Below are 26,115 nucleotides of genomic sequence, written 5' to 3'. Positions count from 1 at the left end.
CCATCTGCTTATCCCAGTTGCGGGTCGGATGTACTCCCTAAATCTTGCACACTCCACAGGCCATAGTATACGCCCTTTTTCTCCAGCAATTGCTCGTGCGTACCTTCCTCAACGATTTGTCCCTCTTTCATCACAATGATTTTGTCTGCATGGGTAATCGTCGAAAGTCGATGGGCTACGATGAGAGTAGTTCTTCCTTTTGCCAATCTGGACAACGACTCCTGAATCGTGTGCTCAGATTCCAAGTCGAGTGCGGACGTCGCCTCATCCAGAATCAGAATACCCGGATCACGCAGAAAAACACGCGCAATCGCGATTCGCTGCTTTTGCCCGCCCGAGAGCTTCACACCGCGCTCCCCCAGCTCAGTATCGTAACCATTTGGTAATTCACTAATAAAGTCATGGGCATTTGCCGCCTTCGCAGCTGCTTGGACAGCACTGTCATCTGCATCTGGATTGCCCATTAAAATATTCACTTTTGCTGATTCACTAAACAAAATATTATCTTGCTGCACCATCCCGATATGGTGACGCAAATTTTGCTGCTTCACATCGCGGATATCGATGCCATCAATCGTAATTTCCCCTTCTGTCACGTCCCAAAAACGCGGCAGCAAGCTGATCAGCGAAGACTTTCCTCCGCCTGACATCCCGACAATCGCAACCGTTTCACCAGAAGCGATGCTCAGATTCACATTGTTCAAGACGAGAGGGCCCTCCTCCCGATAGCGGAAGGACACGTTCTCAAAGCGGATTTCTCCACGAATGCGTTTGGTTGCAAGGTCTACAGGCAGCTCCCCTGCGTTTGGCTTGTCAACGATATCGTACGATTCATCGATAAACTCAAACATCCGGTCCATCGAGGCAATTGCCTGTGTCAGTACCGTGCTGGAATTGACCAGACGTCGCAGCGGCGTGTACAAGCGATCTAAATAAACATAAAATGCAACCAACGTCCCTACGCTCATGCTCCCGCCAATCACTTGGTAGCCAGCATAGGCAATGACCAGAAGCGGTGCGATATCCGTCACCGTATTAATTACAGCAAAAGTTCGCGCATTCCAGCGTGTTTGCGCCAGTGCCTTATCCAAAAACTGATTGTTTTCCTTTGCGAATTCCTTGCTTTCCTGCTTCTCCAAGGCAAAGCTGCGGATGAGCGCCATCCCATTGACGCGTTCGTACAAATATCCTTGCAAACGCGCCAGTGCCGCAGAACGATCCTTGGTTAATTGACGCAAGCGCTTGTAGAAAAATTTGACGGAAATACTGTACAAAGGGAAAACGACAATCGCCACAAGCGTCAGTTCCACATCCATGTAGAGCATGATCGCCAGTGTCAGGACGATCGTAATCAGGTCCAGCCAGAGATTCATCAGTCCCGTTTCCACGAAGCTTTTGGTTGATTCCACATCGTTAATGACGCGGGAGATGACCTCACCCGTCTTGGTATTGTTGTAGTAGCGCATCGACAGTCGCTGTAAATGAGAAAATAATTGATTGCGGATGTCAAACAGGATGCGGCTGGATACCCACTGTGCATAGTATTGCCGGACGTACTCAACAGGGGCGCGAACGACTGTGAATAACAAAAACGCCCCGAGCATCAGCCAAAATAACTGTTTCAGCTTTTCCTCTTGAGGAAGCGTACTTGGGAGCAGGTCATCAATGACGTATTTGATAAGAAGCGGCAGAGCAAGTGGAATCGCAAATTTTATAATACCAATGAATATGGTGCCCAGGATTTGTTTCCAATAGGGCCAGACATATGCCAAGTAACGGCGTATGCTCAAGCATCATACCTCCTTTGCAAACAAGGAAATCCCTCCCCCGGTCATTCGGGAAAGGGATTATTCCTCATCATCTCGTACTAAAAGATAACGCTCGTACCAACGTTGGACAAAGCCGCTTTGAAAAGGGCCACGTCGCGCGCTTACCCAATCCAGCACCTCTCGCAATGCTGTCTGCACTCTTTCCACAACAAATGGAGGATAGTTCATCTGTTTGCTGTGCAAAAGAAACTCCTCTTCGTCGAGAATCGAGTACGTCATATCGGGAAACACTTTTACGTCGAGATCATAGTCTATGTAGCTGAGCAATTGTCCCTTCATGCTAAAGGGCGAACCAATGTTGCAATAATAATAAATACCGTCATCACGAATCATGGCAATGGTATTGAACCACTGGCCTCTACCAAATGTACAAATGGCCGGTTCACGCGTACGCCATTCCCGCCCGTCTGCTTCTGTCACCTTGACCCGATCATTTCCCCCAATCACCACCGCATCACTGGTATGAATCAACGTAGATTTGTCCCATATGCGGTGCAACGAATGGTCATGTTTATAACTTTCTATGCGGATATTGGAGCCCGGAGTTGGTGACATGACTCTCCCCTTTCTTCTCTTCTCTATTTGAATGGGGACAAGCCTCCGTTAAGAAGAGAGCTTTTTGGAAAGTGTAACATATTTTTGTACTTCATAGCCAAGTGAAAGGTAAAACGGAAGGACTTCCGGATTTGATTGATTGACCATGATCAAGACGTTATTGACACCTCGTTGCTTGAAACGCTTTTCAATTGCTTCAACGAGTTCGCGACCAATACCTGAGCCTTGCATCTCTGGAAGTACAGCCAATCGGTAGAAATAGGCACGTGCTCCGTCGATCGTGCCAACCACGACCCCTACAACTCTGCCTTCAATTTCTGCAACCATTACCAGATCGCTGTCCCAAGCCAAATGCTGGGCCAAATCGTTCAATGACTCTTTGTCCGATTTGTCCAACCCCGTCTCCTGCCAAATACGTGTGATAGCCGAATAGTCACCGAGTCGAAACGGACGAATCAGCATGTGTTGCCTCCTTCGTAACCTTCTTCCTCTATTGTACAACACATGGACAACTTTGTCTTGTATCGCAACACCACAAAGTCTCCAACTCCATACTCCATACTCCATCTACATTAAATAATTATGTCAAAAGAGAAATACCGCCGTCTACAATCAATGTTTGTCCGCGAACCATCCACGCTTTGTCGGAGAGCAAGAACATGACAGCATTCGCCAAATCTTCCGGCTCCACAATGCGCCCTGCTGGCGTACGCTCTGCTGAACTGCCAAGCAATTCTTCACGATTCGGGAAATGCTTGAGTGCATCCGTATCCACCGCTCCGCCAGAAACAGCATTTACAACAATATTATGCGGTGCGAGCTCGACTGCCAAATAACGAGTAATCGCTTCTACAGCTGCCTTCGATACGCCAACCGCTGTATAGTTCTCGAGAACGCGAATAGACCCAAGGCTGGACAAGCTCACGATTTTTCCTCCGTTGCCGCCCTTGATCATTAGTTTTGCCGCTTCTTGCGCACAGAACAACAGCGCCTTGCTGTTAATTTCCATGGTCCAATCCCAATGGCTTTCCTCCAGCTCCAGCAGCGGACGCAGAACACCCGATGCCGCATTGTTCACAAATACATCCAAGCGACCGAATTCCTGGTCAATTTCTGCGAACAACTCTTTGATTTTTTCTACATCCCCTACATTGGCTTTGATCAGATGGACACGAGCACCCTTTGCTTCCAGCTCTGCTGCCGCTTCTCTTGCCGCTGTGCGGTTACGCAAATAGTTCAGCACCAGGTCATAGCCCTGTTCCGCCAATTGAAGCGCAATCGCTTTTCCGATCCCTCGCGTTCCGCCAGTTACCAGTGCTACTTTTTTCGTTGTATTCATAAAAAGATTACCTCCCAAACTGACCAACTATTAATAGCAGGTACTAATAAGTAAAAATCACTTTTTCATTATACAACTCCACCTGCGCTTTTTCTACCTGCGGAAAAAATCCCGGCATGACTTGATCCTCTCAACTATAGCCATACTAAGCTCGCGGTATCAGGCAAACCACTACCACAAAAGGAGGATTGGCAGGGTGTACATAGGTCGGGAATTGTCCGAATTAACCATGGTGCCACTGGCTGATTGGGAAATGAATGAGCTGCTTTATTACCATCACAGTTTTTCACAACTGGCAGCTTACCTCAGTGCAGAAGGAGCCTCTCTTCACGTCAAAGTCATCCATGAGCTTGAATCCCGTGGGCCAGTGAATGGAGACAGCGGGGGATGGGATCATTCCTCGTCACCTATTTACGATTAAGTAAAAAACCCGGCTGCTCGTGTATGTAAACACGGCACCGGGCTTATTTTTAGATACGGAATTTACCGATCTGGTTTTGCAATTCCTCCGCGAGGTGTTCGAGAGAAACGGCAGAAGAAGCGATCTCTTCCATGGAGGCAAGTTGCTCCTGGGCAGCTGCGGATACACTTTGTGTTCCATCAGACGCTTGCAGTGTCACCTCGGATATATGACCAATGATCTCAACCACTTGCTGTGCTCTTGTGGAGAAATCACGCGTCGCTTCAGATACCTGACCGATTTTCTCTGCCACTTCATTGACGGCTGACTGAATTTGTTCGAAGGACTGGCCAGCTTCGTTCACTTTTTCAATCCCTTCCGTTACATCACGCTTGCTCTGATCCATGACAATCACAGCATGATTTGTCTCCGCTTGAATCGTGGTGATCAGCTGACTAATTTGTTGTGCCGAGCTTGCAGATTGCTCTGCCAGCTTGCGTACCTCATCGGCCACCACAGCAAAGCCACGTCCATACTCCCCTGCTCTAGCCGCTTCGATTGCCGCATTGAGTGCGAGCAGGTTGGTTTGGTTTGCAATGGCAGTGATCACATCCACAATGTTTCCAATTTCTTGGGAACGCGTCCCCAGATTATCCACGACTTTTGCCAGACTGTGAATTGATTCGCTCGATGCGTTCATTTGCAGCACAGCCGATTGAATGGATTTGTTTCCGGTCACTGCCAAGTCCGATGATTGCTGAGCTGCGGTGAATACATTTTGTGTATGCTCTGCGATCTGACCGATTCTTGCCGACATTTGTTCGACCGCTGCGTTACCCTCTTGCGAATGGGAGACTTGCTGCTCTGTTCCCTCCGCCATTTCTTGCATGGTCTCTGCGATCTGTTCTGTCGCTTTGCTTGTCTGATCCGCGCTTGCTGAGAGCTGCTCTGCTGAAGAAGCCAACTGCTGAACGGAATCACTTACTGAAAGGAGCAAGGAACGAAGAGATTCCGCCATATGATTGAAGGCTTTGCCCAACGTCCCCAACTCATCGTCACTTCGTACATCTACTTGTTGTGTCACATCGCCTTGGCTCATTTTTTCGGCTGCTTCTGTCAACATCCGCAAAGGCCGGAGTAAGGAGCGCAAAATCAGGTAAATGACTCCGCTAGCTACCAACAGCGACGCTATTATAATCACGAGCATCGTGTAAAAAATCGGATTTGCTGCTTGTACTGCTTCACTCTCATAGATCACGCCTACCAGCTTCCAGCCCGTATTTTCATTAGTTGTAAATACGGCTTGGACGGGATTTCCATCGTGCTGAAATTGTAAACGACCTGACTCTTCTGCATATACAGTATCCGCCCAAGACTCTACAACCTCAACACCAGACTCTCCATTTGGATTGACCAGCATTTTTCGGTTTTTATCCAAAATCGCCATATATCCTTGGGTACCGATTTTCGCTTGCTTGACCGTCGCGTCCAACGCTGTCAGTTGAATATCAATTCCCAGAACACCTGATTTATCTGGCAAGGTCATCGCTATTCCCAACACGACTTTTCCGGTTATGGCATCAATGTACGGGTCTACAATGATGCTTTTCCCTGGCTGCTTCATGGCTGCTATGTACCAATCCCTTTTTCTCGGGTCGTATCCATCCGGAAGCTTTGAATCACTCGCAGTCAGCATGGCTCCAGTCTCGTCCCCGATATACGCTTCACTCACCTCTGGGTTCATCGCGAGAAAACGCTGCAATTGCTTTTTCGTGCCCATTTTGGTCTCTTCCAAAATGTCTTGGCGTACAATATCAGAAGCAATCCATTCCACATTCCTTGATTGCTCCAGCAATGTATGATTCAAAAGCGCGTCTATCAGGCGAACATTTTCAGAGGCAGTCGTAAGCAATTCATCTGACAGCTCTGCCTTGGCACTCTGATAAGAGAGCAACCCGAGCAAAAGCATGGGGACCACTAATATCGTGGAAAATGTAGCGATTAGCTTGGATTTTACAGTGAGTCTGGGTGTTTTCATTCGCTAGCATCACCTTTCTGCGTGTCATGATTGTCCTATATTGATACCCGCTATATGCCTAATGATAAACCTTCATTTGCTCACAAAATTGCACATAAGTTTATTGTTTATTATTTTTTATTATATTCAGAATATACTTTCTTCTAAAAATAGGTAAAAAATCGCTTTACAACAAGAAAAAAATGCCATATTCTAAGAGTACGTTCCACACACTACTACTACGGAAAGAAAGGAGGCAGCACAATGATGATGATAGCAATGAATCCAAATCCAGTTCTTATTGATCGTCTTGTGAATGTTCTAACTGAATATAGCAGCGCCTCCTGGGTCGACGAATTCCAGTAGTATTCGTACTATTCAACATTTCCATTTCGTCTAATACCGGCCACAGGCGTTGTTGCTTGTGGTCTTTCTATGTCCTTCAAAACGGCATGTCCGTTTTTGTTGCCAGAAGACCGCAGGCTTTCGCCCGTGGTCTTTTTCTTTCTCACCAATTAACATTTTCTACCTTGAAAGGGGGTGATTGGTAATGGTACTGAACTTTTTGCTTTTCACAGTCAAGATTGAACGCAACAAAGAACAAGCGGAGAAGCTTTTCGCAGAATCTGCTCGCTGTCGCTATCTCGAAGAACGCGCCGACGAACATGCTTTTGAAGCAGCACAATTTGTGAGCCGCATTTAATGGACGAAACACGATTATGTGACTACAGGAGGGATTTTGGTATGAAAAACAAACAACGGCGTCAGATGATGAGGTTTACAGGAGTCAAAGCGATAGATGGTAGCTGACTGCACCAAACTAACGGGATGGGAGGGATACACTCATGTACATTCCAATGATTTTCTTCACAATCATTATTGAGAAACGGAAATTGACACCGAAGCAAATTGAAGCAAAATACATGCAACAGCAAACGCTGAAACGCATCGAAGAACAAAAGCATCAGATCGTCACACAATTTCCAGAGTTTTTGATTCGATAAAAAAGAAACGGGTTTACAAAGATCATGTCTGCGGGGGCATGATCTTTTTATTTTCTACTGCTCTTCCCCTCTCTCGAAGCTTTATAATGGATTCAAAGAGAAAAGTGGGGAGTGAAATCATGGAGTATCAAATCGTCTTTTTAGACATTGATGGAACACTCGTCAAAGAAGAGAAAATCATTCCACCAGATACACTCGAAGCCATTCAAGAGCTGCAAAACAACAAGATCGAGGTCGTCTTAGCAACTGGTAGAGCTCATTATTATTTTGACGAGCTTGCCCAGCAGTGCGGTATCGACTCGTATGTCAGTTGCAATGGCGCATATGTCGTCTATCAAGGAAAAACCATTTATGATCGTCCCATCCCAACCAAAACACTCGAACAATTGCAGCAGATCGCGGCCCAGCACGACCATCCCATCGTGTTTCAAGGCAGTACGGCGGGCTTTTCTACCCATAAGCAGCATCCTTATCTGGATTGGACCTTTCAGCAATTGAAGCTTGATTCCCCCGATCAAAATGTGGACTTTGCCCATTCTGAAAATATTTATCAAGCGCTGTTGTTTACACCAAATACACATGAACAACAGTACAGAGAAGAGATTCCCGCTCTCTCGTTTATACGCTGGCATGAGTATTGTATGGATGTTTTTGCGAAAGGCGGTTCAAAAGCGCTCGGTATTGAAGCGCTCCTCTCGCATATCGGTCTTGAACCAAGCAAGGCAGTTGCATTTGGAGACGGTCTGAATGACAAAGAAATGCTCTCTTATGTCGGAATGGGGATCGCGATGGGTAATGCGCATGAAGCTTTGTTGCCACATGCCAATTACGTAACGAGACACGTCGATGACGGCGGGATATCTCACGGCTTGCGTCACATCGGTCTAATGAAATAAAAGCTGCCGAGAAATGCTCGACAGCTTTGCCTAATCGTTATTATTTTTGTCCCAACAGCTCGCGAATTTTTTGATGCGCCATTGGGATGGTATATGCATCTAATTCCTCCCAAGCCGCGTATCTTGCATGAGCTGGGAGCTCGTCCCCTTCGATCCAGTCACAGGACCATATTTGCATGTTCCACTGCAAATGGGAGAAGACATGCTGAACCGTACCTAATGGCTGCATGACTTCTACATCGATTCCGAATCGTTCACGCAAACCAACTGCAAGTGCCTCCTGTTTGGCAGCATCACTTTCCTGCTCAGTTTCAACCGTAGGGAATTCCCACATGCCGGCGAGAAGCCCCTGATCGGGTCGCTTGTTCATCAACACTTTGCCGTCGCGAATGATAACGCCTACTTGCAGATCAACAGGCCGCGGAGGTTTGGCTTTGCCTTTGACCGGCAGCTCTTCTGCCACGCCCTCCTGACGCGCCATACAGTAGTCAAACACCGGACAGGTCAAGCATTGCGGAGTGCGAGGTACACAGACCATCGCTCCTAGCTCCATTAATGCTTGATTGAAATCTCCCGCTCTCCCCGCCGGAATAACCTGACGGACGAGATGCTCGATTTTGATTCTCGTGGCAGGCTTGGCGATGTCGTCGGTTAAATACAGCAAACGTGAAAAGACACGCATAACATTTCCATCCACAGCTGGCTCAGCCTTTTCATAGGCGATGCTAAGAATGGCGCCTGCTGTATATGGCCCCACACCTTTTAGTGTAGCAATCTCTTCTGGTGTATCCGGCACTACTCCTCCGTAGTGAACCGTTACCTCACGGGCTGCGGCTTGAAGATTGCGAGCGCGGGAGTAATAGCCGAGTCCTTCCCACGCTTTTAAGACATCTTCCTCGGGAGCTTGTGCTAAATCACTTACCGTCGGAAATTTTTCCATGAAATTCGCATAATAAGGTTTAACGGTCTCTACGCGTGTTTGCTGAAGCATGATCTCCGATACCCAGATTCGATATGGGTCTTTGTTGATCCGCCAAGGCAAATCCCGCTTTTGTGAGTCGTACCAGGCCAGCAAATCCTGAGCAAAGCCAAAAACATGAAATTGTTCAGGGAGTGTATATTTCAAGCTTTCTTTTTTTCTAGCCATTTCCTTTTATTCTACTCCTTTTCATCCCAGTTCCGCGGGACGAAACGCCCACACATGCAGTTTCGCAGCTCCGCCGGAAACACACTCGCAAAAGTCTTGGTCTGCCAATCGGTTTGCTTTGATCTCTTCATACTCTTGAACAGTCTCGACATCAAACGCTTCGACAAACAGACCGGGCTGATCTAAGCCCTCCATTGAGCGATACTGACGTGCACCCATCGCTTCCATTCGCTCAGCCATCGAGGTGAGCAATCGCAGAGCGTGACTCCGTTTTTCAGAATCCAGCTTGTATTCAATGAAAACCGTTAGCATGCGACATGTTCCTCCTTTAACGATTCAACGCTTTCATCATACCCTTCTCACCCCACACGAACAAGCTCACAAATATTTTCAGAAGGGGCGAGAATTCATCTTAGGCAAACGCTATAATAAACAATAAAAGTGGAAGGAAGGGAGGAAGACAACAATTCCATGGATACAGCCACACATTTTGCCATGGGCTTTGGATTGGCCGGGCTCGCCTACCTTGATCCTGTCGTAGCTTCTACTCCGTCACTTGCAGTGGCCGTCATGATTGGTACGGTCATTGGCTCGCAGGCACCTGATCTAGATGGCTTAGTCCGCCTTCGTGGTACCGCTGCCTACATTCGCAACCACCGAGGCGTTTCTCACTCGGTTCCCGCTTTATTTCTCTGGACCGGAGCCATTTTTGTTCTCATCCAGGCCATAATGCCACAGCCCCATTGGCTGCATTTGCTCGGCTGGATATTCCTGGCCGTCTGTTTACACGTATTCGTTGACTTGTTCAATTCCTATGGCACAAAGGGCCTGTACCCGTTTCGTGACAAATGGGTGGCGCTTAACGCCATTTTCATTTTTGATCCGTTCATTTTCGCTGCTCATCTCGTCGGCTTTATGCTATGGGCGGCAGGCGCGCATCCTGGGCACGTCTTTTTATGGATATACGTGATCATTGCCGGATACTACTACTGGCGCTGTCAGGCGCAAAGACGCACGACCGAGCTGGTTCGTCAGCGAATCGGCAAAGCTGGTACCTTCACCATCATCCCTACTCTTTCCTGGACGTATTGGACCTTCGTCGCCAAGACAGACCAGCATTGGTATGTAGGTGAAGTCATTTCGGGGGACGTCGTCATCCTGGACACCTTCTCCATCAAACCGGAAAATGAGCGGATTGCGGCAGCCAAGAATAGTTACAAAGTCCAATCCTTCCTCGCCTTTACCCATCATGTGCATGTAGAAACAAGGGAGCGCTCCTTTGGCTATGAGGTCAAATGGATTGATCTGCGCTACCGCTCCCGTTTTCAAGGGAAAAGTCATTACATGTTCGTCGCCGTGGTCTACCTCGACTTTGATCTGACCATCCGTGATTCCTTCGTCGGCTGGATCCATCGCGGAGAGGAACAGCTTACCAAAAAATTGGATTCAAAACGCTCGTAATCGACGAGACTACCGCCCCTGCCAGTAGAGGGCGGTTATTTTTTGTCATCTGACCCGTTCATTTTTGACAAAATTGCACCTTTTCTCCTAGTCAAATCCCAACTACGATCAGAATAACAACGACAGACTGGGGGATTGACATGATACCAATTCGTTATTCCAAGCGTACCATTACAGATCAGGGGCAAATTGACCAATTTTTGCAAGTGGCAAAGGTCGGCCATCTCGGCTTGTCCAATGAAATCGAGCCGTACATCCTGCCTTTGAATTTTGCTTGGTGGAATGGCTGTATTTATTTTCACGGCGCGGATTCTGGCAGAAAAATCGAGATGATCAATGGCAACAACCGCGTATGTTTCAGTGTTTGCGAGGAGTACGGCACAATCGCCTCACCTGTGCCTGCCCATATCGATACGGCTTACATGAGTGTGTTTATCTCCGGGACAATTGAGCGTGTTTCTGAGCCTGAGGAGATGCGCGATGCGATGCAATCCATGATCGACAAGTACGTCCCCGGCTACTATTCAGAACCGTTGCCTTTGCAGCATGTCATTAAGTATCGTTCTTCGATGGGCAGTACAACCGCCATCTTCCGGATTACGCCCACCGTGCTGACCGCCAAAGGTAATCCCCTTTCTGAAGAGAAGCAGTTCTATCCGGGCAGAAAAGTCGAGATGGATGTATAGCAACGAAAAAAGACACGCTCTTTTTCTTAAGAGAGGCGTGTCTTTTTTTGACTGATTCTTACTTATTATACGGAGCACCCATTCCTGTGGAAATCGCGATTCGGTTCCAGCTATTGATCGTATTGATCGCCATAATCAAGGCAACGTACTGATTTTCGTCAAAATGCTCGCGAACCTGCTGATAGAGCTCTTCAGAAACACCATTAGCCGTAATGACAGTGACAGCTTCTGTCAGAGCAAGGACGGCCCGCTCTGCCTCTGTGTAAACCGCAGATTCTCTCCATAAGCTGATTAAATAAATGCGTTGCTCTGTTTCACCGAGCTTGCGCGCATCCTGTGTATGCATATCCATGCAAAAAGCGCAGCCGTTGATTTGGGAAGCACGAATTTTGATCAGCTCAATCAGTTTTTTGTCCAAGCCGCTCTCATTCACGAAATTTTCCAGCTTGAGCATGGTTTGATATGCCTCAGGATTTGCTGCACGATAATTGAATCTAGCTTGCATGATTCATCTGTCCTCTCCACTCGAATTTGCTTTCAACCTCAAAGACGAGTGATGTTCCGTTCTTGTGACAAAGAATCCAATTTATTTTTGCAGATGTACTAACTTGTCAGGATTGACCATCATGTACACGTGCTTAATACGATCTTCTTCCTCATTGACCATGATCTGGAGGATCATTTTCAGCTTACCTTCGGAGAAAACGAGAACTCCATCCTGACCATTTATCGAGCGAATCTGCACCGTAGCATGCGAAGTCCACCTTGGCCATACTCCTAGCCAGAAGGCAGCAATCCGTTCGTCTGAGAAGATCGGGCGAATCGCTGCTTTGACTTTTCCGCCGCCATCGCTGACAAGCACGGAATCATTTGTTAAGAGCCCGATCAATACCTTCGCATCTGACTTGGAGATCGCATGCATCAGCTGTTCCACCAAGCGTGTGGAACGATTCGACTGAGGAGCTGCCCCCTGATACCCTGCGTCTTTCAGCTTTTGTCCGGCGCGGCTAAACAGCTTGCGACAGCCCGCTTCCGTCTTTTCCAGCATCGCGGCAATCTCACTGTATTCGTAGTCGAGAGCCGTTCGCAGTACATAGACGGCCCGCTCCGGCGGCGACAAATTCTCGAGCAAAACAAGCAAGCCGTACGAGACCGATTCTTCGGCAATCACAGTGTGCAACGGATCATTCGTTGCCGAAGCGTCTACCATCGGCTCCGGTAACCATTCCCCTACATACTGCTCCCGCTTCCAACGTGCTGATTTTAACAAGTCCAGACAGCGATTGGTCACCGCTTTGCACAGATAGCTTTTTACATGGTGAATGTCTTGGATGTCGGTACCTGCCAACGCAAGAAACGTATCCTGAACAATGTCCTCCGCTTCTGTTACCGAGCCAGTCATCCGGTACGCAAGGGAAAACATTAATGATTTATACTCCCGATAAACATCCTCCATGTACACTGCCATTATTTCGTATCACCGAACTGCCAAATGGTGTGAGTGAGGCTTCCATAGTGGATGCTCATATGCTGGCGCTTCGCTATACGTTCATTGTCGGCTGCCCCCATGACGTACACGAGCGGAACAAAATGCTCGGTTCCATATGCGGGAACAGCTTTCTCTGCATGGGGAGCAAGTGTACGATAGTTGGCGAGATCCTCTACATTCCAGTCAGTCAATGTGGTTTGCAGCCAATCTTCGAATTGCACCGCCCACTCAAAAGTAGCGCTGTCGGACTCGCTCAGGTTCATATAGGAAAAATTGTGAACGGTTCCGCCACTGCCGAGGATCAGAACGTCTTTTTCACGGAGCGGACTGAGTGCTTTGCCGATCTGATATTGCTCCGTAACGGTCAGGTTCGGATTAACCGATAATGCAACAACAGGAATATCTGCATCTGGATACATATGGCGCAGGATAACCCAGTGTCCGTGGTCTAGCCCTCGAGTCGTGTTTAAAGCAACTGGTACACCTGCTTCCTGAAGCAACCGGAACGCTTCATCCGCAATTTCCCGCTCTCCTTTGGCAGGGTACTCAATCTCGTACAGTTCCTGCGGGAATCCGCCAAAATCATGAATCGTCGGGAAAGTATCCATCGTTCCTACCATTTGCTCAAAAGCTTCCCAGTGGGCCGAAAACATAACGATGGCACGTGGTTTACGCGGAAGCAGATTCGGCAATTGATTCAAGACTTCTGTATAGGCATTGTTTTCTATCGCAAGCAACGGGGCACCATGTGCAATGAAAAAGGATGGCATCATAAGTGTACACACTCCTCTATACTTTTTTAACTCAGTTACTTTTTGTAAGTATTATATCTTATATCCCCCGCTCATACAAGCGTACACGGAAGGGATGCTTTTCTTTCATCTTAACAAAAAAAAGACTTGCCGCTCATAAAGAACGACAAGCCTTTTTTAGAAGGAGGGCTGCAATTACTTCGCTGCTGCGAAACGCTTGCTAACTTCATCCCAGTTTACAACGTTCCAGAACGCGCCGATGTAGTCAGGGCGTTTGTTTTGGTAGTTCAGGTAGTAAGCATGCTCCCAAACGTCCAGACCAAGGATAGGTTTTTTACCTTCCATGATTGGGCTGTCTTGGTTAGGAGTAGAGCTGATTGCTACTTTTCCGCCTTCTGCAGTCAGCCAAGCCCATCCGGAACCGAAACGAGTAGTAGCTGCTTTTGCGAATTCTGCTTTGAAGTTGTCAAAGCTTCCGAAAGCCGCGTTGATTGCGTCAGCCAGTTCACCAGTTGGTGCGCCGCCGCCATTCGGGCTCATGATTTCCCAGAACAGTGTATGGTTAGCATGTCCTCCACCGTTGTTGCGAACAGCAGTGCGGATGGACTCAGGCAGAGCATCCAGATTGCTGATGAGCTCTTCAATGCTTTTACCTTGCAGGTCAGCGTGTGCTTCCAGAGCTGCATTCAGGTTGTTAACATAAGTAGCATGGTGGCGTCCGTGATGGATCTCCATGGTTTGCGCGTCGATATGTGGTTCCAAAGCGTTGTGTGCATAAGGCAATGCAGGAAGTTGATGTGCCATTGTAACATTCCTCCTCAAATTATGTAGGTCAAGCTTACGCCTTCATTATACTGCAAGGCAAACAGTTTTTCAACAAATCGGTATGCAAAGTATATTAATCTATTTATTATTTCAAAGATTTCTATCTTGAAAACAAAACGGAGCGTGCTAGACTTGGATTATTACAAACGAAGAGAATCAGGTGATTACTAGTGGAAATCGACTTATCAACGATCGTACTTCTCGCCGTATTTGGATTCATTGCAGCATTCATCGACAGTACTGTTGGTGGAGGCGGACTCATCTCCCTCCCCGCCCTACTCGGTCTAGGAATGCCACCGTACCTTGCTCTTGGTACGAACAAATTGGCTGGCACGATCTCATCTGCCACCAGCTCCTACACCTTTATCAAGAGCGGTAAATTTGACAAGAAGCTCATGCTGATCTTATTTCCTGTCTCCCTGATCGGCGCCTATTTCGGAGCGAAAACAGTTCTGTTCGTTCCCCAGGAGTTTTTGAAGTTCCTTGTCGTTATTATGATGGCACTCATTTTTGTTTACACCCTTTTCAACAAACGTTTCGGTCAAGATTCCAACTACAAAGGGCTGACCAAATTTACGCTCGGCCTCGGGATTCCTTTTACCTTTTTAATCGGATTTTACGATGGATTTTTCGGGCCAGGAACCGGTTCGTTCTTCGTTTTTCTGATGGTGCTTTTGTTTGGCTATGATTTTGTGATTGCAGCCGGCAATGGTCGAATTTTGAATCTGGCCAGTAACATTTCTGCGCTTTTTGTCTTCACAATGGAGGGCAAGGTGGTCTTCATGACTGGTCTTATCATGGGGATCGCGATGCTGTTGGGCGCTAACCTCGGTGCCAAAATGGCCATCAAAACGGGAGTACGTTATGTTCGTCCGTTGTTCTTGATCGTATCCATTACCTTGATTGTGAAGATGGTATATGAGTTGATTTTTACAGCTTGATTTAAATAGACATACGTATGCGTTGCTGTAGTAGTGGGGAGGAAACAGGAGAAAACGCTCAGCTTCTAGGGCCACCCACTGTGGGATTGACTGCCCGACTCCATGCAAAAAGCGAAACCGCGTCCAAAGTAGTCCATTCGAGAAGTTTTTCAGAGGTGGACGCTTAAGAGCGTGTTTCGCTTTTTGCAATCCGTCTCGGTCGGTGTCCCTAAGATCTTCGCTGTTTTCTCCTGTTTCCTCTGCGAACCTTCCGTGTAATCCCGATCTTTAAATGCCCTAAAAGATTGAAGAATCTCATCTGTTACGCCAGAGAAGAATATTTCCAGACGTAGCGACTTGTGGAGTCCTACCATTCGCAGAAGGATGAGCGGGCAAAAGAAACGCAACGTGCCCTCACTACGTAGCGGCTGCCACTTTTGCGTTTCCTCGCGGATAGTCCCTCTCTTCCATCGTTTTGATTAGCGAATACCCCGTCTCTTAGGCTTTCTCAGCATAGCTCTCCATTGCTCATGAATCATTAACTCGTATTCTGCCTTCTGTTAAAATTTCTGAAGACAGTGAAGCTGGTCTATACAAATGAAAGCAGGAGTTCCTTTGAACTCATAAACTCCTGCTTTCGGTTGATATATTATAATGGTGGCCTGTTATTTTGGCATTTGGAATCAGTGCTGTCGGTGGTGCACGCTACCAGAACACTCGATTGGTTGTTCGCACCATCGGTGAGAGGAATCGTAGAAGTCATCTCTTCAGTAGTCCAGGTAGTTCCCAAGTCGTTACTGATGGTAAACTTTCCGGTAATTTGATTAACAAGCTGACTGCGGATCATCCAACCGCCGGTGCTTGGTTTGATAGTCATTTTATAACTACCACCAGTTGATGTCTGAGTCGAGGACATCCATGACCAGTTCGTCCCTACTGTCTGTTCAATTTGGAAGTTGACCGGGGAATCCTTGCCTGTCCCTAGCGTAATTTTAGTCGATTGCGAAACTCCAAAAGTGGATTGACTTGTCAACGCAGTCGACCAGTTAATCGTATAATCGGTTGTCGAGGTAGTGCCATTCCAAGTCATGTCAGATACAGGCTTGAATGGAGAAAGTATGGTCTGGGGTGTAGTAGAGCTTGTATAGGTTATTGAAGGGACTCGCGGTGACGAATCGTCATACATTTTCAATGCGCGGAAATCGGCAAGTCTCCTTAAGGTAGACGATATGTCTCCCAGACCTCCCGTAGGAACAAGTAACCATCTTTGGTTTTCTGTAACAGGATTGTGGCAACCATATATCAACGCCCATTCCCCGTTAGAAAAATTCCCACCTTTGACATCCAAGCAGTCCGTGTCTGCTTCGACACTGCGAATAACAAATTTGTCCCATTCACCTGGGACAGAATTACCGGTAGGTTGGATGAAGAACTTCTGCGAGTTAGCAGTGCCCGAACAAAACTTAATAGCTGTGACTTTTCTATTCTTAGCTTGCGAAGCATCATACCACCAAACGTAGTCAACACAATAAGCTGGATTCAAGACGGACTTAATCTGAAACGTCCCATCCGAAGCTACAGCTAATTTCCATTTCTGATTGTCTCCGCCGCTATTCTGCCATAAAGTTAGTTTATTTCCATCTCCTACTTCACCTCTCCATATGTCGAGATAAAGATTATAACTAGTTTGAATCATTAAAGGCCCCAACTCCATCGGCTGCATGCTGTCCGGCACCGTCGGCTGCGTGGTGGCGTTGGCAGCAGTTCCATTCCATAACACGCTCATACAAACTAGCAATGTCATCACTGCTGAAAGCATCCTCATCAAACGCTTCTTCTTGATGTCGTTTTCACGGATGATATTCGTCATATCATATAACCTCCCATTACACAGAAATGATTACTCCCAAAAACTTACTCAATTTCAAGATTTTAATCATCGAATCTCTTGATATCAGGTGATCTCTAGATAAGCCGGCATCGGGAATAGAGTTTGGAACGCCTATCCCATTCTGTGGATATGATCGTATGATAGCAATTTAGATATCCACATCATTCCCTCGACGGTTACCCGCAAGTTTTGATTTTCTTCTGAGTGTTAAGTTTTTTACTTCGAGCTTGAAAAGTCAAACATGGCTAAATCCACCCTACATACACAGAACCCGAGAATAAAATAAAACTATCGCAGTAGATAAAACAGTTACTCTGTTTTTTCTTATGTCTGCACAACCCCCCATAAATTTTCAAAATATGTTCAACTTATCCTCGTCTGCCAGTCCATCTATCCCCTCCAATCTTTTTGATACTTTTTATTATGCAGATATTGTAAATAAAATCCAACATTGATTAAAAATACCGTTTTTCCGTCATCCCCTCTTGTTTAAGAAACGTTAGTACAGACTGAAGAATTGCTATCTTCTTAGACAGTAAAATGATGAATATCAAAAGTTGACTTATATCGCTGTCCAGCGGAGGCGTTTTCGCTGTTATGGTATAATTTAGAACGACAAAAACTTGATCTCTAATAAATAAAAACCCTTTATTATCAAGGGTTTGTGAGTTTATTTATAGAATCATGATTGTGTCGTCAGACATCATTAAAATGTATTATTCATAGTTCAAAGCTCTTGACCTAAGTCCCTAGTTTCGAATACCGTCAGCTACTTGCAAATTCTTCGTGTTTGTGCGGGGCCGCCTCCACCTGGATTGCCTAAGTTACATGAATTAGTACAACAATGCTCATTTATTTTTTCAATCTGGATACCATTTGATTCTGTAGTGTAGGCAACTACAGGTTCCATGGTTTAACTTCCGTTCTAATAGGGATAGGACTCAGGATAAACAACCGGAAAGGAACTAAAAATACCGATAGTAGGCAAATAAAGCAATGCTCCGTCTATCACTTTTGCGTTTCCCCGCTAATCACTTCGCAGCGGGCAGTCTTAGCCCCCAGCAGGACGGAGCCTGGAGCCTAGACTGGAAATATCCTTCTCCCCACTACAGATTCTGATAGAAAAGTCAGCCTGCTCACATTTACAGTCTGACTTTTTCATTTTGGCGTAACAGGTGAGGCCTAGTTAGCCCCCGCTGTAACAGCTTTGGCCTGATGATCACGCACCGCCTGATTGCTTGCCGCCATGAATGCTTGAGCTACCGCCATCAGCACATCCCGATGTTCGGCAACTCCTTTGAAGTGACTTCCGTTGGCGCTGACCGTCACGATCGCTTCGCCTGTCGCATGCTCTCCCGACGACAACGAATACAGCTCCATATCCGTAAACTCCACGTCGAACGGAAGTGCTTGCTTGATGCCCGCCACCAATGCCTCAACAGGTCCTTCTCCGGTGCCAGAGTAAGCTTGTTGTTCTCCCGTCACATGGTTTGTAATCGTGCAGGAAGCCATTCGATGCCCGGATGTGCCGGTGAGCACTTGAGCATTTACAAGTTTGAATGGCTCCAGTACAGCATTTACAGTATGTCCTACCAGCTCAAGCAACTGATGATCCTGGACAACTTTTTGCTTGTCAGCCATCTCTTTAAATTGGACGTACAGTGTCTCCATCTGCTCATCGGTCAGCTGTACCCCGAATTCATTTACGCGGTGCTTGATGGCATGGCGGCCGGAATGCTTTCCGAGAATGATCATGTTGCGAGGTACGCCCAAACTCTCCGGGTCCATAATTTCGTACGTGCTGCGCTCTTTTAAGAGACCGTCTTGATGGATACCCGCTTCGTGCTGAAAGGCATTGCGACCGACAATTGGTTTGTTGAAAGCAATCGGGAAGCTCATGGCACGACTCACCTTTTGGGAAGTGGTGTAAATGTGCTCTGGTCTGATGCCAGTCTCGGCATCCAGTGCTTCTTTGCGCGTCTCGATTGCCATCACCAGCTCTTCCAAGGAGCAGTTCCCTGCTCGCTCACCGACCCCATTGACCGTTACCTCGACTTGGGTGACTCCAGCACGAATCGCAGCCAAACTGTTTGCAACCGCGAGTCCCAGATCATTGTGGCAGTGTGCACTGAACTCTACCTTGTCGCTGCCACGGACGTTTTTCATGACACGAGTGAACATTGCCCCATACTCTTCTGGAAGTGCGTACCCTACTGTATCGGGGATGTTGATAATAGTTGCTCCTTCTTCGATCGCTGCCTCGATCATCTCAAACAGGAATTCATCTCCCGTACGTGTCGCATCCATCGGCGAAAATTCGATCCGGTCTACAAACTGTTTGCCGTACGCAATCATCTCGCGGGCGATCTTAATCACCTGCTCTCTCGACTTGCGGAGTTGGAAATCCAGATGAATGCTGGAGGATGACAGGAACATGTGGAGTCTGCGCCGCTCTGCTGCTTGTGTAGCTCGAACGGCAGAATCGATGTCCTCTTTCACCGCACGAGCAAAGCCACAGATCTCTACGCCGTGCACCTCTTGCGAAATACGTTGCACCGCCATGAAGTCACCGGGGCTTGAGATTGGGAAGCCCGGTTCAATGACATCCACGCCGAGATCTGCCAAATGCTTCGCAATGACGATTTTTTGCTCAGGCGATAGAGACGCTCCTGGCGCTTGCTCTCCGTCACGCAGTGTCGTATCAAAAATATGGATTCTTTTAGTCATGGGTATTGCCTCCTCATTTTTTAATCATCTGTTCATGAAAAAAAGCCCGACGTCTCTATATACAAGAGACGACAGGCTTTTGGCTGCCGCGGTACCACTCTCGTTGATCCCCTCTTTTTTCAAAAGAGAATCCACCTCGCTGTCCCGATTACGTGGGACGATCCGTCAAGGTCTACTCTGTACGCTTTCAACCTTGCCGCTCCCGGGTGAGATTCGAGCATTTCCTGACTGCGTCGCACCTACCCGCAGCTCTCTGGACAAGAAATTCGCTTTACTAGCTCCCGTTCTTCGCGTTTGTTGTATGTCGTTTTTTAAAAATCAAAAAGGCCTGCCGCCTCTATCGAAGAGACGACAGACCTTGTCTATCGCGGTACCACTCTCGTTGACCCCAGCTGCTCGCTAGAAGTCCACCTCATGTACTGATCCTAGTCGATCAGCACAACCCGATCACGGAGGTTAACCGTCAGAACTTACTGCTCGATGCAGCGCTACATCTTGTTCAGTCCTGCCGCTCCCGGGCGAGCTTCACTGGCTTCTCCGACTGCGTTGCACCATCCCGCAGCTCTCTAAACAGATCAGACCACTTACTGTTCCCGTTCTTCGCGTTATTGTTATTATTGTTTGAAATTTTATTCGGTTTATATCTGGTTGTCAATGGAGGCTGGCAATAAAAATAATTTTAACAAACCAATCAATTTATCCCTCTCACCGAACTGCGGCCGAATTGTCTGTAATAAAGGCAGGCGAGACCCAGTATCACGAGCACTAAAGCAGAGTAAATATTGCTATAGACAGACGCTCCTGGATAGCTATTGAGCAGATTCCAGCTCACAGCAGCTCCTCCATCAATCGTTTTTCCGTACAAGGTAGCTGCAAGTGCACCTGCAATAAAGTTCAACATTGCCAACAGTCCCATGCCGACGCCGATCTGTTCTCTTGGTAGCGACTGCGAGATCGCGTTTGACATCGAAATCATCATAAACGATAGCCCGACGTTGCCAAAAATCAGAAAAACGGCAATGAGGAACGGAGACACTCCCGCAAAGGAAGAGAAGAGGACAAAGCTGCTCAATAGAAGCACAGACGCTGTGTAGAATAAATAAGAATTCCCTTTCTTATCTGCAAGAATCCCGGCCTTTTTCCCCAAAAACGCGGTCACAATTGCTCCTGGTACCATGACAAAGCCAATCAGCCCCGGTGCCAGATGATTCACATTGGCCAACAACTGCGGACTAAGGAAAGCGAACGAATAGCCACTCCCTATCATCAAAAAGGCAATGAGCAGACCGAGCGAGTAGCGTTTGCTCCGGAATAAGCCTGGGCGAATAAAAGGTTCTGCTGCCGTCCGAATTCTTACCAAGAACAACAGGAATGCGATGATGCATCCCGCTGCGAGCAGTAAGCTTTGATTCGTAATAGCTAGCAGAAGCAACGCTATCGTTACTGCAAGAAGCCCACCGCCGATCCAGTCCATTTTGACGGTTTCGCGCTCCTCCTCCTCCAAATACTTGCGGAAATAAGGCACGGCGATGAGCGTGAACAACGGCATACAGAACAGCCATCGCCAATCGAGCAGACTGACCAGCAAAGAGGAAAGAACGGGACCTAGTGCACTGCCGATCGCCATTCCTGTCATCGAGATCCCTAGCGCTCGCCCCCTTCTCTCTGGTGGAAAATAACGCACCGGAATAATCGAAGACGTTGCCGGAACAACTGCGGCTCCTGCCGCCTGGACCATCCTCCCGAAGAGCACCATGCCATAATTATGGGCGAAAAAACCGATAAGGGAGCCGATGGCAAACAGAATCAATCCGAAGGTAAGCAAATGTTTGAGCTTGTAGGAATCTGCCAGCTTTCCGTACATCACGGTTCCAACCGCATAGATTAACAAAAAAGCGGACGTTACCCAGCTTACTTGGCTAAAGGATAAATCAAATTCCGTCCTGATTTGCGGCAACACGATATTGAACATCGTAGCACTCATCACCGTAATCATGAGGGTAAACACGAGTACGCGAAGAACTTTTTCAGCAGATTGTTGTTGTGGATCGGTTTGCATATAGGAAGACACCTCTCGTTATCACCGATTTCTTCCCGGGAAGGTGATTGTTTGACTTGCTAGTTGTAGTTTATAATAATTTTAAAATAAACGAAAATATATCTTTTTATATGCAGTTGATATACCTGAGTATATGGAGTTGGATCGAATGGAATTGTTGCAATTGCACTATTTCCGAACAGTTGCCAAGTGGCAGCATATGACGAAAGCCGCACAAGAACTGCGGATTGCCCAGCCTGCTCTCAGCAAGACCATTGCTCGGTTGGAAGAAGATGTCGGGGTTCCGTTATTTGACCGCGAGCGAGGACGTATTCGGCTGAATACTTTTGGGAAGGCGTATCTGGAGCGTGTAGATAAAGCACTGAACCTGTTAGAGGAAGGTCAGAAAGTCGTGTTGGATCTGGCTGGAATGGAGCATGGTCGTATTCATTTGGCGACGTCGACGTTGGATTTGTTATCAGAACCGTTGGGCAAGTTTCTCGCACTTCATCCCGATGTACATTTCCAGATCACCCAAGCCAGCATCGAAGAAATGGCAACCCTCTTGGAGTCAGGAGAAGTGGACATTTGCTTCACTCATTTGCCGATCAAGCTGCCGGATATTTTGACCACGCCCGTACTGAAAGAAGATATTCATGTAGCTGTCCCCCGCACACATCACTTAGCCAAGCAAACTAGTATTCGACTAAGCGAGTTGAGTGAAGAGTCATTTATCGGCTACAAGGAAGATTTCCCCATCCAAATGCTGTACGATCAGTTCTTTCAAAAAGCAGGAATTACCCCCAAATTCGCTTGTCGGGTAGATGATCCCGGCTCTATCCAAAAGCTGGTCCGCGCGGGTCTCGGCATCGCCCTCTACGGCTGTATCAATCGAGAGGAAGATCCTCACCTTGTCATGCTTCCGATCGAGCACCCGATCTGCCAGCGACATTTCCAAATGATTCGGCACGAAAAAAGATATCTCTCCCTGGCAGCACGCAAGTTCTGTGATTTTATCGTCGAGTATTTTGCTGAGTCTCTTGAATAATAAGCCCCTTTCCAACAGAAAAAAGCCTGGCATCAACTCGCCAGGCTCTTCCCCTACTCTTGCTTTCTTTGTTTCAAACGTAAAATAATGCCGTCAATGAGCAGTCCAATCCCCGCTCCGTAAAAAGGGGCCGCAAACCGAATTCCTTCAGCAAGAGGCAGGTCTTTCAAATACACGATAAACACCCCGCCAATAAAACCGATCATCGTGTAGCGCAGCCGGGTCGCCCCCATCAAACGACACTCCCTTTCACGCTACTTCCCGAATTTATTTGGCACTTTCATGTTTTTCATCGTACGGCTCATCTGTTTGAGCTGCTTTTGGTTAAGATTCATCCCCATTGAACGGGCCATGGCTTGAAGCTGCTTATCGTCCATTTGCATGTTGGACATTTGTTTTTTCAAGAAATAAGTCCCTCCATAAAATCCACCAGCGAGACCAATTAACAATGTGACAATTGGAATTACCCAGTTGTACCAAGCCATCAATACATTACCATCCTCTATACGTAATTATGAGCTCTTTTATTGTACCATAGTTGGGCTATCTTCTGTAAATTGTGATTAGAAAACTTGGAAAATGAGAACACTGCCCTCAACAATCTCTTTGTCTCAAGCATATTCTAATAGCAAGAGGTGAAACAACTATGACTCCAATTGTGATTCTGGACGCTGGACACGGTGGCAGCGATCCAGGCGGAGGAAACAACACGCAGTTTACCGAGAAAGATATGAATTTGCAAATATCGCTCTATCAATATAATCGCTTTTTGGCTCTAAATATTCCTGTCGCTATTACACGGACAACCGATGTGACTCTGACAAGTGAGGCTCGAACTGCTCTGGTTCGAAACAGCGGTGCTCGCTATTGTATATCGAACCATATTAACTCAGGTGGCGGCCGAGGCTCCGAGGTCATTTACTCGATTTATGGCTCCCCAACCTTTCCCCAATTGATCCAGGATACTCTGACAGCGGAAGGGATGCCGAGTCGACGCATTTTTACGCGGACACTGCCAGATAATCCGCGGCTCGATTACTACTTCATGCACCGGGAGACTGGCAGTGTGGAGACGGTAATCGTCGAGTATGGTTTTGCTGACAATGCTTTGGACGCAAATAAACTGCAACAGGATTGGCGAGATCTTGCGGAAGGCGTTGTCCGGGCATTTTGTACGTACGCTAAACTTCCCTACCAGCCCCCCACGACTCCTACTACTACACCAAAACCTACTGCAGCACCGACTCTTGCGCCCACCACTTCTCCTGGAAACGGAGGAGGGAATGTGCCTGACTGGAAGCAGGAAGCCGTCAATTGGCTGTATGATCAAGGCCTATTAACCGACGAACAATGGCGTCAGCAGCCTGATCAGCCTCTGCCGCTCTGGGCACAAGCTGTCATCCTGAAGCGTTTATTCGAAAAGCTCAAAACGTAACTTCCCAATTTAATCGTCTGCCTTAAAACGGGTCAGTGGGGTATCCGTTAAGCCCGAATAATTTCTTTTTGCTGGCACACTCACCAATTCGTCCTCTGGGTAGCGGTAGGCGGTTAGCATTCCGCCGAACACACATCCTTGGTCGATGTTGATGGTGCCATTTTTTCGTTTTGGTTCTGGATGTGGATCATGTCCCCAAACGATTATGGGCGAAGTCACTTTTCGTTCTTTTGCCCATTCTTTGCGGATCGGGCGCCCATCTGGTCCCGTCCCTGCCACATCGCCATATCGGCAAAACGTGTAGACCGCAGGCGAATCCATTCCTATGTAATCATCGCGAATCCCCGCATGAACGGCGACCGCTACTATTTTTTCATTCCGTTTGATGATCATGTGCGAAGGCGAGGAAAATAACAATCTACGGCTCTGCTCTCTCAGCAAGGAGGCCTTCTTCGGTCCGTATTCTTGCTGATAAAGCCGTATCTCCTCTTCTACCTTTTCATCTCCGTGAGCCAATGTCACTGGTCTTCCATCTAACCAACGGGCTACTTTCCAACCATGGTTACTATCCACCATCTCAGCCAGGCCTGCCGTGACATGATGGTGAAAAAATTGCAGCATTTTGATTGAGTAAGGTCCACGACTCGTGATATCACCGAGGGAAAGGAGCTTTCGGCCGTGGGGATGGCGATATGTACCGTCTCGGGTTTGTTCATATCCCAAGCGTTGGATCAATTCCATAAATTCATTGTAACAGCCGTGAACATCACCAATGATATCCACACCATTGTCAGCCGAAAGCACCTTGGAGCGTGTTTGAGGTTTGTGCCTCATAGCCCGTCCCTCCTTTCGTTAAAAGGTTTTCAAAAAGTCGTCTATGAATAGTTACTTACTATCTTTACCACATCTGCGAAAAAAACTCACGGTTTGCGCGCAAGAAAACTGTTTAAACAAGTAAACGCGCGAAAGAGCCCCTGTTTACCGAGGAGCTTTTTGGCGCGTTTACCTATACATAATGCTCTGTAATTATCCTAAGCTATGCGTGTGCACGTAAATGGCTGCTTGCGTGCGATCCTCCACGTTCAGCTTGGCAAGAATATTGCTGACATGTGTCTTGACTGTTTTGATCCCGATAATCAGCTCATCTGCAATCTCCTGGTTGGACTTGCCCTGACCGATCAGCTTCAAAACCTCCAACTCACGCGGCGTCAGTTGCTCATGGGGATGGGACTCTTGACCGTGACGGAACCGGGCCATGATTTTTCCGGCTACCCTCGATTCCAAAACTGGCTCACCTGCCGCCGCAGAGCGGATTGCCTTTGCAATCTCCGCTGCACGCGAAGTCTTCAGCAGGTAGCTGAATGCCCCCGCTTCAATGACCGGATATACCTTTTCGTCATCAATAAAGCTGGTCAAGACAATAACCTTACTGGATGGACAGGTTTCACGAATACGCCGAGTCGCTTCTACACCGCCGATGCCCTCCATAACTAAATCCATCAGAACGACATCCGGGCGCAACTCTTGCGTCATCCGCACCCCTTCTTCCCCACTGCCTGCCTCTGCTACGACTTCAATATCGTCCTCTGTAGACAAATAAGCAGCCAGACCCATCCGAACCATTTCGTGATCATCAACCAGTAGTACCCGAATCAC

Annotated in this window: 27 protein-coding genes and 2 other annotated features; of the genes, 9 read left to right on the top strand and 18 right to left on the bottom strand. The window is 47.4% G+C overall.

Annotation, left to right across the window (positions count from 1 at the left end; all coding sequences use genetic code 11):
- Window positions 1-8: 8 nt before the first annotated feature.
- From ACFYU8_RS21890 to fabL, 4 genes are all read right to left on the bottom strand, one after another.
- Complete coding sequence (locus ACFYU8_RS21890; protein WP_390303240.1) at window positions 9-1,790, bottom strand: ABC transporter ATP-binding protein; 1,782 nt, start codon at window positions 1,788-1,790, stop codon at window positions 9-11.
- A gap of 57 nt (window positions 1,791-1,847) precedes the next feature.
- Window positions 1,848-2,384: a DUF402 domain-containing protein gene (locus ACFYU8_RS21885; RefSeq protein WP_106838375.1), complete on the bottom strand. Its 537-nt coding sequence runs from the start codon at window positions 2,382-2,384 to the stop codon at window positions 1,848-1,850.
- Between the two features lie 48 nt (window positions 2,385-2,432).
- Window positions 2,433-2,846: a GNAT family N-acetyltransferase gene (locus ACFYU8_RS21880; protein WP_390303243.1), complete on the bottom strand. Its 414-nt coding sequence runs from the start codon at window positions 2,844-2,846 to the stop codon at window positions 2,433-2,435.
- A 118-nt stretch (window positions 2,847-2,964) separates the two neighbouring features.
- Window positions 2,965-3,723 carry an enoyl-[acyl-carrier-protein] reductase FabL gene (gene fabL / locus ACFYU8_RS21875; RefSeq protein WP_390303246.1) on the bottom strand — a complete coding sequence of 253 codons (759 nt, stop codon included), beginning with the start codon at window positions 3,721-3,723 and terminating at the stop codon, window positions 2,965-2,967.
- 196 nt (window positions 3,724-3,919) lie between these two features.
- On the opposite strand from fabL, the gene ACFYU8_RS21870 reads away from it, so the two are divergent.
- Window positions 3,920-4,144 (top strand): hypothetical protein, encoded by a 225-nt coding sequence (locus ACFYU8_RS21870; RefSeq protein WP_007729801.1) that lies wholly within the window; start codon window positions 3,920-3,922, stop codon window positions 4,142-4,144.
- Window positions 4,145-4,193: 49 nt separating this feature from the next.
- Here the strand turns inward: ACFYU8_RS21870 and ACFYU8_RS21865 are convergent, their stop codons facing one another.
- On the bottom strand, window positions 4,194-6,161 hold the full coding sequence (locus ACFYU8_RS21865) for a methyl-accepting chemotaxis protein (protein WP_390303249.1): 1,968 nt from the start codon (window positions 6,159-6,161) through the stop codon (window positions 4,194-4,196).
- Between the two features lie 529 nt (window positions 6,162-6,690).
- Here ACFYU8_RS21865 and ACFYU8_RS21860 point away from each other — a divergent pair.
- From ACFYU8_RS21860 to ACFYU8_RS21850, 3 genes are all read left to right on the top strand, one after another.
- Window positions 6,691-6,843 (top strand): hypothetical protein, encoded by a 153-nt coding sequence (locus ACFYU8_RS21860; protein ID WP_390303252.1) that lies wholly within the window; start codon window positions 6,691-6,693, stop codon window positions 6,841-6,843.
- 142 nt (window positions 6,844-6,985) lie between these two features.
- The gene (locus ACFYU8_RS21855; protein ID WP_390303255.1) at window positions 6,986-7,144 is read left to right on the top strand and encodes a YrzI family protein; all 159 of its coding nucleotides are present in this window, start codon (window positions 6,986-6,988) and stop codon (window positions 7,142-7,144) included.
- A 119-nt stretch (window positions 7,145-7,263) separates the two neighbouring features.
- Window positions 7,264-8,040, top strand: coding sequence for a Cof-type HAD-IIB family hydrolase (locus ACFYU8_RS21850; protein WP_390303258.1), 777 nt, complete (start codon window positions 7,264-7,266; stop codon window positions 8,038-8,040).
- A 40-nt stretch (window positions 8,041-8,080) separates the two neighbouring features.
- Here the strand turns inward: ACFYU8_RS21850 and mutY are convergent, their stop codons facing one another.
- Together mutY and ACFYU8_RS21840 are read right to left on the bottom strand one after the other, a co-directional pair.
- On the bottom strand, window positions 8,081-9,187 hold the full coding sequence (gene mutY / locus ACFYU8_RS21845) for an A/G-specific adenine glycosylase (RefSeq protein WP_390303261.1): 1,107 nt from the start codon (window positions 9,185-9,187) through the stop codon (window positions 8,081-8,083).
- Between the two features lie 21 nt (window positions 9,188-9,208).
- Window positions 9,209-9,499 (bottom strand): hypothetical protein, encoded by a 291-nt coding sequence (locus ACFYU8_RS21840; protein ID WP_390303264.1) that lies wholly within the window; start codon window positions 9,497-9,499, stop codon window positions 9,209-9,211.
- A 159-nt stretch (window positions 9,500-9,658) separates the two neighbouring features.
- On the opposite strand from ACFYU8_RS21840, the gene ACFYU8_RS21835 reads away from it, so the two are divergent.
- Window positions 9,659-10,648 (top strand): metal-dependent hydrolase, encoded by a 990-nt coding sequence (locus tag ACFYU8_RS21835; RefSeq protein WP_390303267.1) that lies wholly within the window; start codon window positions 9,659-9,661, stop codon window positions 10,646-10,648.
- Between the two features lie 140 nt (window positions 10,649-10,788).
- On the top strand, window positions 10,789-11,334 hold the full coding sequence (locus ACFYU8_RS21830) for a pyridoxamine 5'-phosphate oxidase family protein (RefSeq protein ID WP_390303270.1): 546 nt from the start codon (window positions 10,789-10,791) through the stop codon (window positions 11,332-11,334).
- A 58-nt stretch (window positions 11,335-11,392) separates the two neighbouring features.
- Here the strand turns inward: ACFYU8_RS21830 and ACFYU8_RS21825 are convergent, their stop codons facing one another.
- The 4 genes from ACFYU8_RS21825 to ACFYU8_RS21810 all read right to left on the bottom strand — a co-directional run bounded on the left by ACFYU8_RS21825 (window position 11,393) and on the right by ACFYU8_RS21810 (window position 14,379).
- Entirely contained in the window at window positions 11,393-11,839 is a 447-nt protein-coding gene (locus ACFYU8_RS21825; RefSeq protein WP_390303273.1) for a carboxymuconolactone decarboxylase family protein, read from the bottom strand.
- 81 nt (window positions 11,840-11,920) lie between these two features.
- Complete coding sequence (locus ACFYU8_RS21820; RefSeq protein WP_390303276.1) at window positions 11,921-12,802, bottom strand: RNA polymerase sigma-70 factor; 882 nt, start codon at window positions 12,800-12,802, stop codon at window positions 11,921-11,923.
- A complete protein-coding gene (locus ACFYU8_RS21815) occupies window positions 12,802-13,596 on the bottom strand; it encodes a dioxygenase family protein (RefSeq protein ID WP_390303279.1) in 795 nt (264 codons plus the stop codon). Before ACFYU8_RS21815 ends, ACFYU8_RS21820 begins: the two co-directional genes overlap by 1 nt.
- Before the next feature lie 174 nt (window positions 13,597-13,770).
- The gene (locus tag ACFYU8_RS21810) at window positions 13,771-14,379 is read right to left on the bottom strand and encodes a superoxide dismutase (protein WP_390303282.1); all 609 of its coding nucleotides are present in this window, start codon (window positions 14,377-14,379) and stop codon (window positions 13,771-13,773) included.
- 191 nt (window positions 14,380-14,570) lie between these two features.
- Here ACFYU8_RS21810 and ACFYU8_RS21805 point away from each other — a divergent pair, with 191 nt between their 5' ends.
- The gene (locus ACFYU8_RS21805) at window positions 14,571-15,341 is read left to right on the top strand and encodes a TSUP family transporter (protein WP_390303285.1); all 771 of its coding nucleotides are present in this window, start codon (window positions 14,571-14,573) and stop codon (window positions 15,339-15,341) included.
- A 628-nt stretch (window positions 15,342-15,969) separates the two neighbouring features.
- Here ACFYU8_RS21805 and ACFYU8_RS21800 read toward each other — a convergent pair.
- The 3 genes from ACFYU8_RS21800 to ACFYU8_RS21790 form a co-directional block, all read right to left on the bottom strand.
- Window positions 15,970-17,190 carry an RICIN domain-containing protein gene (locus ACFYU8_RS21800; RefSeq protein WP_106838360.1) on the bottom strand — a complete coding sequence of 407 codons (1,221 nt, stop codon included), beginning with the start codon at window positions 17,188-17,190 and terminating at the stop codon, window positions 15,970-15,972.
- Between the two features lie 1,203 nt (window positions 17,191-18,393).
- Complete coding sequence (locus ACFYU8_RS21795) at window positions 18,394-19,938, bottom strand: 2-isopropylmalate synthase (RefSeq protein ID WP_390303289.1); 1,545 nt, start codon at window positions 19,936-19,938, stop codon at window positions 18,394-18,396.
- A gap of 61 nt (window positions 19,939-19,999) precedes the next feature.
- Window positions 20,000-20,236, bottom strand: a binding site (T-box leader).
- A 43-nt stretch (window positions 20,237-20,279) separates the two neighbouring features.
- Window positions 20,280-20,548: a binding site (T-box leader), on the bottom strand.
- 81 nt (window positions 20,549-20,629) lie between these two features.
- A complete protein-coding gene (locus ACFYU8_RS21790; protein WP_390303292.1) occupies window positions 20,630-21,997 on the bottom strand; it encodes an MFS transporter in 1,368 nt (455 codons plus the stop codon).
- A 148-nt stretch (window positions 21,998-22,145) separates the two neighbouring features.
- On the opposite strand from ACFYU8_RS21790, the gene ACFYU8_RS21785 reads away from it, so the two are divergent.
- Entirely contained in the window at window positions 22,146-23,024 is an 879-nt protein-coding gene (locus tag ACFYU8_RS21785; protein WP_390303295.1) for a LysR family transcriptional regulator, read from the top strand.
- Between the two features lie 53 nt (window positions 23,025-23,077).
- Here the strand turns inward: ACFYU8_RS21785 and ACFYU8_RS21780 are convergent, their stop codons facing one another.
- Together ACFYU8_RS21780 and ACFYU8_RS21775 are read right to left on the bottom strand one after the other, a co-directional pair.
- Window positions 23,078-23,257: a hypothetical protein gene (locus ACFYU8_RS21780; RefSeq protein ID WP_106838356.1), complete on the bottom strand. Its 180-nt coding sequence runs from the start codon at window positions 23,255-23,257 to the stop codon at window positions 23,078-23,080.
- 21 nt (window positions 23,258-23,278) lie between these two features.
- On the bottom strand, window positions 23,279-23,509 hold the full coding sequence (locus ACFYU8_RS21775) for a YneF family protein (protein ID WP_390303298.1): 231 nt from the start codon (window positions 23,507-23,509) through the stop codon (window positions 23,279-23,281).
- A gap of 161 nt (window positions 23,510-23,670) precedes the next feature.
- Between ACFYU8_RS21775 and ACFYU8_RS21770 the strand changes: the two genes are divergently transcribed.
- Complete coding sequence (locus tag ACFYU8_RS21770) at window positions 23,671-24,459, top strand: N-acetylmuramoyl-L-alanine amidase family protein (RefSeq protein ID WP_390303301.1); 789 nt, start codon at window positions 23,671-23,673, stop codon at window positions 24,457-24,459.
- Window positions 24,460-24,468: 9 nt separating this feature from the next.
- On the opposite strand, the gene prpE is transcribed toward ACFYU8_RS21770, so the two are convergent.
- Both prpE and ACFYU8_RS21760 read right to left on the bottom strand, forming a co-directional pair.
- Window positions 24,469-25,293, bottom strand: a complete 825-nt coding sequence (prpE, locus tag ACFYU8_RS21765) for a bis(5'-nucleosyl)-tetraphosphatase PrpE (RefSeq protein ID WP_390303305.1) — start codon at window positions 25,291-25,293, stop codon at window positions 24,469-24,471.
- Between the two features lie 192 nt (window positions 25,294-25,485).
- On the bottom strand, window positions 25,486-26,115 hold the full coding sequence (locus ACFYU8_RS21760; RefSeq protein ID WP_137030613.1) for a response regulator: 630 nt from the start codon (window positions 26,113-26,115) through the stop codon (window positions 25,486-25,488).

It is taken from the genome of Brevibacillus sp. NPDC003359, from assembly GCF_042878995.1.
In the GTDB taxonomy this organism is placed as follows: Bacteria; Bacillota; Bacilli; order Brevibacillales; family Brevibacillaceae; genus Brevibacillus.
Note: the sequence above shows the minus strand (reverse complement) of the source record. Positions and strands in the feature narration are given on the sequence as shown.

Bases quoted from the DNA above. Each gene is read 5' to 3' on its own strand.
- ACFYU8_RS21885 (WP_106838375.1), bottom strand. From the start codon at position 2,384: ATGTCACCAACTCCGGGCTCCAATATCCGCATAGAAAGTTATAAACAT.
- ACFYU8_RS21880 (WP_390303243.1), bottom strand. From the start codon at position 2,846: ATGCTGATTCGTCCGTTTCGACTCGGTGACTATTCGGCTATCACACGT.
- fabL (WP_390303246.1), bottom strand. From the start codon at position 3,723: ATGAATACAACGAAAAAAGTAGCACTGGTAACTGGCGGAACGCGAGGG.
- ACFYU8_RS21865 (WP_390303249.1), bottom strand. From the start codon at position 6,161: ATGAAAACACCCAGACTCACTGTAAAATCCAAGCTAATCGCTACATTT.
- ACFYU8_RS21860 (WP_390303252.1), top strand. From the start codon at position 6,691: ATGGTACTGAACTTTTTGCTTTTCACAGTCAAGATTGAACGCAACAAA.
- ACFYU8_RS21855 (WP_390303255.1), top strand. From the start codon at position 6,986: ATGTACATTCCAATGATTTTCTTCACAATCATTATTGAGAAACGGAAA.
- ACFYU8_RS21850 (WP_390303258.1), top strand. From the start codon at position 7,264: ATGGAGTATCAAATCGTCTTTTTAGACATTGATGGAACACTCGTCAAA.
- mutY (WP_390303261.1), bottom strand. From the start codon at position 9,187: ATGGCTAGAAAAAAAGAAAGCTTGAAATATACACTCCCTGAACAATTT.
- ACFYU8_RS21840 (WP_390303264.1), bottom strand. From the start codon at position 9,499: ATGCTAACGGTTTTCATTGAATACAAGCTGGATTCTGAAAAACGGAGT.
- ACFYU8_RS21835 (WP_390303267.1), top strand. From the start codon at position 9,659: ATGGATACAGCCACACATTTTGCCATGGGCTTTGGATTGGCCGGGCTC.
- ACFYU8_RS21830 (WP_390303270.1), top strand. From the start codon at position 10,789: ATGATACCAATTCGTTATTCCAAGCGTACCATTACAGATCAGGGGCAA.
- ACFYU8_RS21825 (WP_390303273.1), bottom strand. From the start codon at position 11,839: ATGCAAGCTAGATTCAATTATCGTGCAGCAAATCCTGAGGCATATCAA.
- ACFYU8_RS21820 (WP_390303276.1), bottom strand. From the start codon at position 12,802: ATGGCAGTGTACATGGAGGATGTTTATCGGGAGTATAAATCATTAATG.
- ACFYU8_RS21815 (WP_390303279.1), bottom strand. From the start codon at position 13,596: ATGATGCCATCCTTTTTCATTGCACATGGTGCCCCGTTGCTTGCGATA.
- ACFYU8_RS21810 (WP_390303282.1), bottom strand. From the start codon at position 14,379: ATGGCACATCAACTTCCTGCATTGCCTTATGCACACAACGCTTTGGAA.
- ACFYU8_RS21800 (WP_106838360.1), bottom strand. From the start codon at position 17,190: ATGACGAATATCATCCGTGAAAACGACATCAAGAAGAAGCGTTTGATG.
- ACFYU8_RS21795 (WP_390303289.1), bottom strand. From the start codon at position 19,938: ATGACTAAAAGAATCCATATTTTTGATACGACACTGCGTGACGGAGAG.
- ACFYU8_RS21790 (WP_390303292.1), bottom strand. From the start codon at position 21,997: ATGCAAACCGATCCACAACAACAATCTGCTGAAAAAGTTCTTCGCGTA.
- ACFYU8_RS21785 (WP_390303295.1), top strand. From the start codon at position 22,146: ATGGAATTGTTGCAATTGCACTATTTCCGAACAGTTGCCAAGTGGCAG.
- ACFYU8_RS21780 (WP_106838356.1), bottom strand. From the start codon at position 23,257: ATGGGGGCGACCCGGCTGCGCTACACGATGATCGGTTTTATTGGCGGG.
- ACFYU8_RS21775 (WP_390303298.1), bottom strand. From the start codon at position 23,509: ATGGCTTGGTACAACTGGGTAATTCCAATTGTCACATTGTTAATTGGT.
- ACFYU8_RS21770 (WP_390303301.1), top strand. From the start codon at position 23,671: ATGACTCCAATTGTGATTCTGGACGCTGGACACGGTGGCAGCGATCCA.
- prpE (WP_390303305.1), bottom strand. From the start codon at position 25,293: ATGAGGCACAAACCTCAAACACGCTCCAAGGTGCTTTCGGCTGACAAT.